The sequence below is a fragment of the Mycobacterium pinniadriaticum genome (assembly GCF_026242045.1).
In the GTDB taxonomy this organism is placed as follows: domain Bacteria; phylum Actinomycetota; class Actinomycetes; order Mycobacteriales; family Mycobacteriaceae; genus Mycobacterium; species Mycobacterium pinniadriaticum.
The window spans coordinates 20,225-30,358 of sequence record NZ_JAPJDO010000053.1 but is presented as its reverse complement, the minus strand read 5'-3'; the positions used below and the strand labels follow the sequence as shown (position 1 = coordinate 30,358).

The 10,134-nt window shown below is 64.1% G+C and carries 10 protein-coding genes; 4 read left to right on the top strand and 6 right to left on the bottom strand.

From position 1 onward, the window contains the following. Positions 1-26: 26 nt before the first annotated feature. Complete coding sequence (locus ORI27_RS30330) at positions 27-1,298, bottom strand: cytochrome P450 (protein WP_266000867.1); 1,272 nt, start codon at positions 1,296-1,298, stop codon at positions 27-29. A 144-nt stretch (positions 1,299-1,442) separates the two neighbouring features. On the opposite strand from ORI27_RS30330, the gene ORI27_RS30325 reads away from it, so the two are divergent. Next, positions 1,443-2,039, top strand: coding sequence for a TetR/AcrR family transcriptional regulator (locus ORI27_RS30325; RefSeq protein ID WP_266000866.1), 597 nt, complete (start codon positions 1,443-1,445; stop codon positions 2,037-2,039). A 14-nt stretch (positions 2,040-2,053) separates the two neighbouring features. Here the strand turns inward: ORI27_RS30325 and ORI27_RS30320 are convergent, their stop codons facing one another. Beyond that, the gene (locus tag ORI27_RS30320; RefSeq protein ID WP_266000865.1) at positions 2,054-2,944 is read right to left on the bottom strand and encodes a mycofactocin-coupled SDR family oxidoreductase; all 891 of its coding nucleotides are present in this window, start codon (positions 2,942-2,944) and stop codon (positions 2,054-2,056) included. A gap of 39 nt (positions 2,945-2,983) precedes the next feature. Then, positions 2,984-3,754 carry an SDR family NAD(P)-dependent oxidoreductase gene (locus ORI27_RS30315; protein WP_266000864.1) on the bottom strand — a complete coding sequence of 257 codons (771 nt, stop codon included), beginning with the start codon at positions 3,752-3,754 and terminating at the stop codon, positions 2,984-2,986. Between the two features lie 215 nt (positions 3,755-3,969). Between ORI27_RS30315 and ORI27_RS30310 the strand changes: the two genes are divergently transcribed. Genes ORI27_RS30310 through ORI27_RS30300 form a run of 3 tightly spaced genes read left to right on the top strand, consistent with a single transcriptional unit; the run spans position 3,970 to position 6,831 of the window. Next, a complete protein-coding gene (locus tag ORI27_RS30310) occupies positions 3,970-5,169 on the top strand; it encodes an acyl-CoA dehydrogenase family protein (protein WP_266000863.1) in 1,200 nt (399 codons plus the stop codon). A gap of 28 nt (positions 5,170-5,197) precedes the next feature. Further along, complete coding sequence (locus ORI27_RS30305) at positions 5,198-5,800, top strand: TetR/AcrR family transcriptional regulator (RefSeq protein ID WP_266000862.1); 603 nt, start codon at positions 5,198-5,200, stop codon at positions 5,798-5,800. Further along, positions 5,797-6,831: an LLM class flavin-dependent oxidoreductase gene (locus tag ORI27_RS30300; protein WP_266000861.1), complete on the top strand. Its 1,035-nt coding sequence runs from the start codon at positions 5,797-5,799 to the stop codon at positions 6,829-6,831. The genes ORI27_RS30305 and ORI27_RS30300 overlap by 4 nt, the downstream gene beginning before the upstream one ends. On the opposite strand, the gene ORI27_RS30295 is transcribed toward ORI27_RS30300, so the two are convergent. The 3 genes from ORI27_RS30295 to ORI27_RS30285 all read right to left on the bottom strand — a co-directional run bounded on the left by ORI27_RS30295 (position 6,806) and on the right by ORI27_RS30285 (position 10,115). Next, positions 6,806-7,843, bottom strand: a complete 1,038-nt coding sequence (locus ORI27_RS30295) for an NAD(P)H-dependent amine dehydrogenase family protein (protein ID WP_266000860.1) — start codon at positions 7,841-7,843, stop codon at positions 6,806-6,808. The two genes, ORI27_RS30300 and ORI27_RS30295, sit on opposite strands and share 26 nt — an antisense overlap. Before the next feature lie 18 nt (positions 7,844-7,861). Beyond that, on the bottom strand, positions 7,862-9,049 hold the full coding sequence (locus tag ORI27_RS30290; protein ID WP_266000870.1) for a cytochrome P450: 1,188 nt from the start codon (positions 9,047-9,049) through the stop codon (positions 7,862-7,864). Positions 9,050-9,236: 187 nt separating this feature from the next. Further along, positions 9,237-10,115, bottom strand: a complete 879-nt coding sequence (locus tag ORI27_RS30285) for an SDR family NAD(P)-dependent oxidoreductase (protein WP_266000859.1) — start codon at positions 10,113-10,115, stop codon at positions 9,237-9,239. Positions 10,116-10,134 lie beyond the last annotated feature (19 nt).

Sequence of the window (10,134 nt, the reverse complement as noted above, 5' to 3'; positions counted from 1 at the left end):
TGACTACCTTCGATTTTCGCGTTCGGTCAGGAGTCGATCGGGGTGAACTCAAGATGCAGATCGGTCAGCCCGCGCATCATGAACGACGGATCATAGGTGTAGCGACGGGCGCTTGCGGGACCGTGGTGGGCTTCGGCGATCCGGATGTCGCCCATTCGGGACAGAATCCTCTCCAGGCTCACCACACCTTCCATCCGTGCCATTGCTGCACCGGGACAGGTGTGCACACCGCGGCCGAAGGTCAGATGCTCCCGAACATTGTGACGATCCAAACGAAACTCATCGGGGTTGTCGAATTTGTTCGGATCGCGATTGGCCGCGCCGGGCATCAGCATCATGGTGGTGCCCGCCTTCGCCGGCACGCCGTCGATCGTCGTGGACTTGGCGGCCAACCGGAAATGGCTCTTGATCGGACTCTCCAGCCGCAACGTTTCCTCGAGGAAATTCGGGATGAGGCTAAGATCCCCGCGCAATTGCGTTTGCAGGTCCGGGTTCTCACCGAGAATCTGCATCGCGAACGTGAGCAGCTTGGTGGTGGTTTCCTGGCCGGCGGCGAACAGGAAGGTGGCCAGCCGCACCACGTCGATGACCTCGGGGATCGACTCGTCGGGATACTTGGCGTGCGCCAGCACGGTGAGTGCATCTTCGCGGGGCTCGCACCGCCGGTCCTCGACGTAGGCGGTGAACCGATCCTCGAGGAACTGCAGCGGATTCTGCGGAACGCCTTGGGTCTCAGCCATATTGTTGTGAGTCGTGGCCATTTGCCCGAGGAATGCGCCGTGGTCCTCCTGTGGGACTCCGAGCAGATCCGCAATCACCAGCAAGGCGAACGGCTGGGCGTATTGCCCGAGGAATTCACAGCTGCCCGATCTGACGATGGTGTCGAGTTGCTTGTCGGCGAACGCCCACATGAACTCCTCGTTCTCCTTGAGCCGACGCGGTGTGAGCAGACGGCTGAGCAGACCGCGGGCACGGCCGTGCTGGGGCGGGTCGAGAACGGCCATAAAGTCGCCGAACGCCATGTCCTTGCGATGCGCGACGATCTGGTCAGAGATGTCGTCGCCCTCGGGGGTGAACGGCAGCGGTGCGAACGGACCGGCCACGGCGTTGCACGCCGAGAAGCCCTCGGTGTCTTTGTAGACGGCCATCGTCGCGTCATAGCCCAACACAGCCATCATCCCGCCCTGGCCAGGATCGATGCTCACCGGACACTCGGCCCGCCGCTGGGCAATGTAGTCGTACGGGTCGACGATCAATGCTGGGTCGGAAAGAAATTCCATGGTTTTGAACTCGGTCACAGGCGCGCCCTCCTCGGAGTCGGCGACCCCAAATCGCGAAAAGATGCGGACGTAGTGAGAGTAAACTCCCACTTGCTGATTAGCTAGTATTCTCACGAAATTTTGCCGACGCGGAGATCGCTGTGAGGCAGATAAGGCGGGGTAATGCGACATGAGGCGGCTGCACTGACCGGCCCGCGACGGTCCGACGCGTCCGCGAACATCGCCAGGATCGTCGCTGCTGCCCGTGCGGAATTCGCCCGCGACGGCGCCTCGACCACGCTGAGTCAGATCGCCACGGTCGCCGGGGTCGCCGACGCAACGCTGTATCGGCACTTTCCGAACCGGCAGGCCCTCGCAGCAGCCGTATACGCAAGTGTCTTTGATGCCGAAGTCAAGCCGGCGATTCTCGCGCTGGCTGACGCGCCGCCCGAAGCGTTCATCGATGTCCTGGCGCTCCTGGAGGACGTGATGTTCGCGCAACGTCCGCTGATCGCCACCCTGGACGACCTCGCGAGCGTCACCACAGAGCTGATCCTCCGCGACCGTGAGCTTCTCGAGGAGTTCGTCGCGCGATCGCAAGAGCGAGGTAACCTCCGGACCGACTTCACCGCCGAAGAGGTGGCGACTTTCGTCGCCATGATCACCACCGCATCCGTGGCGATGGATCAACCCAAGCCGCTCCGCCGTCGCTATCTTGCTCTCATGGTCGACGCCCTGAGCCCGGCTGCGGCCGCCGGCACCGACAACGCGGATAGGTAAAATCACCCAGCCGGCTACTGGCCAGGGCCGTTCGGCCACTTGATCATGCAGCCCAGGTCGATCGGGATGCTGGTCCCGGTCATGTGCTTCGAAGCGTCGGAGGCCAGGAACAGCACCAATTCGGCGACGTCCTCGGGTTCGAGCCACGGCGACGGCAGGGCGTGGTAGAACTCCGACGCCGGCCGGAAATCCTCCTTGGTGACCTCGCCTTCAAGGTCAGGACGGAATACCTGGTAGATGCCTTGAGCATTCATCAGATGGGTATTGCAGTTCGTCGGGTGCACGATGTTCACCCGAATCGCACTGGGCGCCAGATGCAGAGCCAGTTGTTGGGTATAAGCCACCAGAGTCTGCTTGGAGAAGCTGTAGCCCGCCCCGCCCGGCCCCATGATGCCGCGGGGGTCGGCCGAGGACGTCGTGTTGGGGATCATGGCCGCAGTCGAACCGGTGATGACGATCGAGCCGCCCGCACCGCCGGCGATCAGGTGCGGCACGGTGACCGCGACGGTGTTCATCACGCCGATCAGGTCGACGTCGACGGCGTCCTGGAAGTCCATCGGATCGGGATCGCCCATGGCCAGGGGCAGGATCCCCGCATTGGCCATCACGGTCGTTACCCGTCCGAATTCCGCAACTCCCCGGTTCACAGCCTCGCGGAGTCCGTCGCGGTCACGCACGTCGGCTTGGACGGCCACGCACCGCCGACCCGTCTCCTCGACGAGCTTCTTGGTGTCCATCAGGTCATCCCAGCTGGCCATGGGATACGGATTGGACTTGATGTCCTCGCAGATGTCGACCGCGATGATGTCGGCGCCCTCACGAGCCTGCAGCACCGCGTGCGCGCGGCCTTGGCCGCGGCCGGCTCCGGTGATGAACGAAACCTTGCTCTCCATACGGCCGGTCACGACGCCTCCTCGAGTCACCTGCGATTGATTGTGGTTGGTTCAGAGCGTGCGGAACAGGCCGCCGTCGACGAGGATCTGTGCGCCGTTGATGTAGCTCGCGGCATCGCTGGCCAAGAACACACACAGGCCGGCCAGATCCTCGGGCACCCCGAGTCGCTTCATCGGATTCATCGACGCCGCCTGAGCCTGCCCTTCCGGGCCCCAGGCCGCCGACATCTTGGTGTCGAACGCGCCGGGCATGACCAGGTTTGCCCGCACCTTCGGCGCCCAGGCTCCGGCCAGCGCCAGGGTGAGCGCGTTCAGCCCCGCTTTGGCCATGGCGTAGGGAAGATCGGCGAGATCCGGACGCAGCGTGCCGGCCGAGGTGACATTGAGGATGGTGCCCCCGTCCTGTTCGGCCATGCGGTTTCCGAAGAGAATGCTCAGCCGAAAAGGACCGCGCGCATTGACGGCGTGCACCTTGTCGTACAGGTCCTGGCTCACCGACGCCAGATCCGCGTACGGCGGCGCGGTACCGGCGTTGTTCACCAGGACATCGCAGCGGCCGAAGGCGTCGTACACCGTGTCGAGCAGAAGGTCGGCGTCCTCCCAGCGGCCCACATGGCAACCCACCGGCAATGCACGACGACCTGTCGCCGCTTCGATTTCCTTTGCAGCGATCTCGCAGTTCTCCATCTTGCGACTGGCGATGACGACGTCAGCACCAGCCAGAGCGAAACCTTCGGCGACCGCTCGCCCGATCCCCTGGCTGCCCCCGGTTATGACGGCGACCTTGCCGGTCATATCAAGCAGGTCGGCAGTGGCCTTCATCAGGTCTCTCCATTTCCCGTTCGGTCCGCTCGTCGGCACCCAAGGCGGACAGGACTTCCGGACGATCGCTTATATCCTCGCGTAGCTAACCCGAGACATCCGACCGAGTCAACTCTTTTGTATCGAGACATTGCATCGGTGCGAGCCTTGCCTCAGGCGCACCAGCATCGGTATGTTCTAAAGTTAGGCAACTGACTAACTCAAGGGAGTACACGATGACGGTCGTCGACCGGATCTCCAGCTCTGACAGCTCGGCGCCCCGAACGCCCCTCGCGGAGGTCGCCCGCGGGTTCGTGCCGAGGGTCAGGGACCTGGCACGGCAGATGGAACTCGACCGCAAGCTCGACGACGATCTGGTCGAAGACATGGAAGCCGCCGGATTGTTCTCGGTGATCGTGCCGAAGCGCTGGGGCGGTGCCGGTCTGGGCCCGCACGAACTCAACGAGGTGATCGAGACCATCGCTCAGGGCGATATCTCCACAGCGTGGGTCACCGGCTTCTACAACTTCCACAACTGGTTCCTGTGCCGGTTCCCCCTGGAGATTCAGGAAGAGCTGTACGCCGGCCGCTCCTCGGTCCGCTGTGCGGCGATTTTGTCGTTTCCGGGGACGGCGGCGCGGGTCGAGGGGAAGCTGCGCGTCAACGGGCGGTGGGGCTATGCGACGGGCATGCTGCACGCGTCGCATGCGCTGGTGCCGGTCGGTATCGAGGACGCGCTGTATTGGGTGATCGTTCCCAGGGAGCAGCTGGAGATCATCGACGACTGGGATGTCGCAGCGATGGCGGCCACCGAAAGCGTGACCATCGTCGCCAAAGATGCCGTCATCCCGGAGACCTGGGCCATGCCCTTCGCCAAGATGATGTCGGCCACAGACCATGAAGGCACCTTCCACGAGGAGGAGGTCATGCGACTTCCCTTCTCCGCGCTGAAGTTCGCCATCTCATCGCTGTATGTCGGCGCGCTCGACGCCGCCGTGGAGATGACCCGCGAGCGGCTCAACACCGCATCGGGCTTCAACAGCCCGCCACGCATCGAGCGGCCACACGCTCGGGTGCGTTGGGTGAACGCATTCCAGACCGCCCGCGTGATGCATCTCGTGCGCGACGCCGCGGCCCAGGAGGCGATCGAGATCGCCCGCCGGGGTACGCCGCAGACCCTCGAAGAGGAGGCGAGCGGTGGCCTCCACAGCGGCACGATCCTTCGGATGGTGCGCGAAACGTTGCGCGAACTCGTCGACGGCAACGGCTCCAGTGGCTACCGGTCAGACAATCATCTGCGCCGGATGTCCGCCGACATCGCCATGTTGTCCACTCACGCTGTGCATGGCGAATACGACGTGATGATGGATCGGTATGCGCGCTGGCTGCTGGGGATGGGCGTGGCCCCCGGCGATCCCGGCGCACGGATGACGTAGCCAGCTCAGGGTGGGCTACCTTGCATCTATGGCGACCACACCCCACGGCGCAGACGAAACCGACGCGCGCACCGCAATGCTGGACGCGGTCGAAAGACTGATGCTCAGCGACGGCTACGCCGCCGTGACGTCGCGCCGAGTGGCAGCCGAGGCAGGTGTGAATGCGGGTCTGGTGTACTACTACTTCGGGCCGATGGACAACCTATTCGTGGAGGTGTTCCGGCGCAGCGCGGCCCGCATGCTGGAGCAGCAGGCCAAGGCGCTCGCCGCCGAGCAGCCGTTGTGGGCGTTGTGGGACCTGATCCGGGACCAGACCAACACCGGCATGAATCTGGAATTCCTGGCACTGGGCAACCACCGCAAAATCGTGCAAGCGGAGATGAAGAACTTTTCGATCCAGTTTCGACGTCAGCAATTCGAGGCCATGACGGCGATCCTAGGGCGCTACGACATCGACACCGAGCAGTGGCCGGTCGAAGCCATAACGGTCCTGCTGGATGGGGCTGCCCGTTTCATGGGCGAGGAGCGCTCGTATGGCCTGAGCCTGGGCCACGCCCAGGCCACCGGCGTGGTGGAGCGGCTGATCACTGAAGTGGAAGGACAACGCGTGCAGCGGCGAAAGCGTCGATGAGCCTGAAGTTCGGTGTGTTGTGGCCGTTCCGGAATCCGGGTCCGGAACGTATTCCATGGGACGAGTTCTACCAATCGCACCTCGACCTGATCGCGGATTCCGAACTTATGGGGTTCGACAACGCCTGGCTGACCGAGCATCACTTCGTCGACGACGGCTACTCACCATCGTTGCTGCCGATCGGCGCCGCTGTCGCCGCGCGCACGAAGCACATTCGGATCGGAACATTCCTTCTGCTGCTGCCACTGCACAACCCGGTTCGGGTCGCCGAGGACACCGCCACGGTGGACCTGATCTCCGAGGGCCGATTCGATCTCGGTGTCGGACTGGGCTATCGGGCCGCCGAGTTCGACGACCAAGGCATTCCCGTCCGGGAGCGCGCGGGACGCATGCAGGAAGGGCTGACCTTGGTGCGCCAACTACTCGCCGGCGAGGCGGTGACGTTCGAGGGCAGGTACAACAGCCTCCGCGACATCCGTATCTCACCACCCGCGCTGCAGCAACCGCATCCGCCCATCTGGGTAGGCGGATCAGCACCCAAGGCCATCGAGCGGGCGGCACGGATGGGCTTCCACTTCCTCAGCGGCGGGCCGGGATCAGTCGAGGTCTACGACAACGCGCTACGTGACTGCGGGCGCGACCCTGCCGACTTCAACGTCGCTGCGACGATACCGACGTACGTCGCGCCCACACGCGAGCAGGCGTGGGAGATTGCCGCTGAATCGTTGCACTACATGGCATCCGGCTATGTGGAGTGGACATCGCAGGCGAACAACGCCGGCGAGGCCGACTTGGCGGCGCTGCCCTCGGTGGACGACATCGTCGCCGGGCAGTCGATGGACTTCTTCGGGGAACCGGCCCTGGTGGGCAGCCCGAAGGATGTCATCGAGCAGATCGAGGAATATCGCTCTCGGTCGCGGCTGACTCACCTTGTGTGCGCGATGGCACTACCGGGTATGCCGGTCGAGCAGATCCGTTCCGGGATGGAGCTTTTCGCTCACGAGGTCATCCCGGCGTTCCGGCAAGCCTGACCGAGCCCGCCGTGATCAGCGGCAGGTCGGCAGCGGTGACCAACCCCGGGTCAGCTGCAACGACCGCGGGTATCGCGTTGACCGCGGGATTGGCGGTCGGCGCGGCAACGTATTCCTCGTCGTCCCCTCCGAATTCCGGTTCGTAGCGGATGCGGACGTTCGGCACGCCCCGGATTTCCATCACATAGCCGTGGTCGATCGGCCAGTCAGGCTCCATCGCGTCGCCGAGGCGCCAGAGCAGATCCATCTCCAGCAGAGGCGCACCGTCTTTCATCCCCTGGAACATGGCCTTCATACCGCAGACGGTGCCTTCCGCGATTTCCATGTAGCCAAGGTCCAAGTGTTTGGTCGCGACACCGAGCTGCGAGACGAACCGGACCTCGTCGAGGACGACGTGCAGCGCGCTCGCCATCATCTCGATGGCATCGGCGAACGCGAGAATCCGCACCCGGATCGCCTCAGTGAGGCCGGGGGTGTCCGGCGGGGAGCCGAACCCCAGCGCCGTCCAGGTCTCCGGCGAGGCGTACGGCGTGCAGTCGACCGCCTCATGGATCGAAATCCGCTCGATTTCGCGGCACGCGGCCGCCGAGGTCAGCGCGACGACGCTTGCCAGCCCGGGATTGATCCCGGTGCCGTAGAGCGAGGCTCCGCCGCGCTCGGCCGCGTCGTGCAGTCGTCTCATGTCGACTTCGCCATAGGAATGACCGGTGATGAAGCCGGCCGTCGAGATGACATTTATGCCCGCATCGAGAAGGCGCACCATGTCGTCGACGTTCCACAACATCGGCATGTAGAGCACCGCATCCGGCTCAAGGGCGACAACGGCCTCGATATCTCCGGTCGCCGCGATGCCAAGCGGGGCAAGGCCGCACAGCTCCCCGACATCTTTGCCGACCTTCTCCTCGCTCCAGACATGGCAACCGACCAACTCGAGGTCGGGGTGCGCCAAGACCGCACGGACCGCCGCCTGGGCAACGACACCTGTCGTCCACTGCACGACGCGGATCGTCACGATCTCTCCAATGTCGGGTCAGGGAATGAACGCGGGCAACGAATCCCAGCCTCGCAGCGCCGGCGACGAGGCCATGCGGGCGTTGGCGATGTCGATTTCCCATTCGGGGAATCGCTTAAAGATCTCCTCAAGAGCGATGCGCCCTTCCAGCCGGGCGAGCGCCGCCCCCATGCAGTAGTGGGCGCCGATGCCGAACGACACATGCTTGGTGTTGGCGCGGTGGATGTCGAAGCGGTCACCGTCGGGGAAGCGGCGGTCGTCGTGGTTGGCGGCGCCGAGCAGGAAGAGCATGACGCTGCCCTCCGGCACCGTCTCGCCGTAGAACTCGGTGTCTTTGTTGACATAGCGGGCGAACTGCTGCGCCGGGGATTCCAGGCGCAGGACTTCCTCGATGGCCTTGGGGATGAGCGCAGGATTCTCGACGAGTTCGCGTCGCTGATCGGGATGATCGCCCAGTACCTTCCCGCTCCAGCTGATCAAATGCCCGGTCGTCTCGGCGCCTGCGCTGGCGAGCAGCGACGTGTAGGTGAGCACCTCTTCACGGGTCAGCCGCCGGGTCGTCCCATCCCCCACTTCGAGCTCGGCGTTGAGCAGATCGGTCATGAGGTCGTCGGAGGGATGCTGCGCGCGCCAGTCGATGTACTCGGCGAACTTTGTCCCGTCGGCGAAATCATCAGCGGGCTTCAGCAACTCACCCGGTTCGGCGCGAAGCGCCCGGTCGGTGTCCTGACGATGGTGGTCCTGCTCGGACTCCGGAATGCCGAGCAGCATGCCTATCGTCCGCATCGGCACTTGGGTGCCAAGGTCGGTCATGAAGTCGAACCGTCCCGTCCCGACGACGGCGTCCAGGCTTTTGGCGGTGAACGCACGAATCTTCGGCTCGAGTTCAGCGACCCGGCGCGGAGTGAAGACGCCGTGCAGGACCTTCCGATAGCGAGTGTGACTCGGCGGGTCGGTGAAGATGAACATCGCTGGCGGCATCGTGAGATTGGCGCGGATGAAGTCCAAGATCCCGCCGCGGCCCGAGATGAAGGTTTCGTTTTCCAGCAGAACCCGGTCGACGTCATCGGCACGGCTGACCGCGTAGAAATCGTGGCGTTCGTTGTAGTAGAGCGGCGCTTCTTCCCGCAGTCTGCGGTAGACGGGGTACGGATCCGCGTCGATGACCGGGTCAAACGGGTCGTAATACAGATCGCTCGGAACCATCACCGACACGTTCGATCTCCTCCAGTTTTTCCAAACATTCGCGTCACGCCCGCGACGCCCTTGGCGCACGACCACAGCAATTAGTCATTCGCCTAACCGGCACGATACCGAGGCCCCGCATCCCAGGCAAGACCCCACGAGACCGGCGGTCTCTCACCGAAGCCGGGAGGCTCCAATTGCGCAGGCCTCAACCTCGCTCGGGCTGCGCGATCGGATCCCAGATGGGTGACCCGCGCTCCGCGCGCATCGACGGCACCACTGCGCCGTCCACATCGGTGACGCCGTACTCAGGCGCAAGTTCGGCGGTGATGAATGTGCCGCCCGAACGGCGCATGAGTTCAGGGTCGGTGGCGAGGGCGGCGATCACCCGGCCGGGAAACTCGGGGGAACATCCACCAACGGGATTGGTGACGGCAGTCTTCGTCATTTCGGGATTTCGCGACAGATTGCGTTGCGCCCGTTCGGTATAGACGAGTCCCTGCCACAGCGAGAGGGATGCGATGTTATACGGCTGGAGTTCAACAGCCATATCCCGGGCCATCCGGTCGACGGCCGCCTTGCACATCCCGAAAAGCACACCGTAGGTATAGGCGACGCCGGTGTATCCGGAGATCGCCACCATCAGTCCCGATCGCTGCGGCACCATCAGCTTGGCCGCATGCCACGCGGCGACGAAGTTCGAACGGACGCCGACATCGACCATCTCCCAGTTGCTCAGCGGCTTCTCCCAAAACGGCTTCGGCACCGTGAGATCCTCCGGGAGGGCGAAGGCGTTGTTGACCAGGATGTCGAGTCTGCCTTGCTCGCTTCTCACTTGGTCGAAAAGATCGGCAACCTGGTCGTCGTTGGAATGGTCCACCGGGACAGCCACTCCGCGACCACCACGCCGGTTGACCTCCTCTGCGGTCTGTGCGACCGTACCGGGCAGTCCGTTGCTGTCCGTGCTCACCGTGCGCCCGGTGACGTAGACCGTGGCGCCCTGTTCCCCGAGCGCCAGTGCGACCCCCTTACCGATACCGCGTGAAGCGCCCGTTACGACGGCGACTTTGCCGCTCAGATCCGGCATCCCCTGGATTTCCCTTCCA

Coding starts and splice junctions, on each gene's coding strand:
- ORI27_RS30325 (WP_266000866.1), top strand. CDS start 1,443: ATGCGACATGAGGCGGCTGCACTGACCGGCCCGCGACGGTCCGACGCG.
- ORI27_RS30315 (WP_266000864.1), bottom strand. CDS start 3,754: ATGAAGGCCACTGCCGACCTGCTTGATATGACCGGCAAGGTCGCCGTC.
- ORI27_RS30310 (WP_266000863.1), top strand. CDS start 3,970: ATGACGGTCGTCGACCGGATCTCCAGCTCTGACAGCTCGGCGCCCCGA.
- ORI27_RS30305 (WP_266000862.1), top strand. CDS start 5,198: ATGGCGACCACACCCCACGGCGCAGACGAAACCGACGCGCGCACCGCA.
- ORI27_RS30300 (WP_266000861.1), top strand. CDS start 5,797: ATGAGCCTGAAGTTCGGTGTGTTGTGGCCGTTCCGGAATCCGGGTCCG.
- ORI27_RS30290 (WP_266000870.1), bottom strand. CDS start 9,049: ATGGTTCCGAGCGATCTGTATTACGACCCGTTTGACCCGGTCATCGAC.
- ORI27_RS30285 (WP_266000859.1), bottom strand. CDS start 10,115: ATGCCGGATCTGAGCGGCAAAGTCGCCGTCGTAACGGGCGCTTCACGC.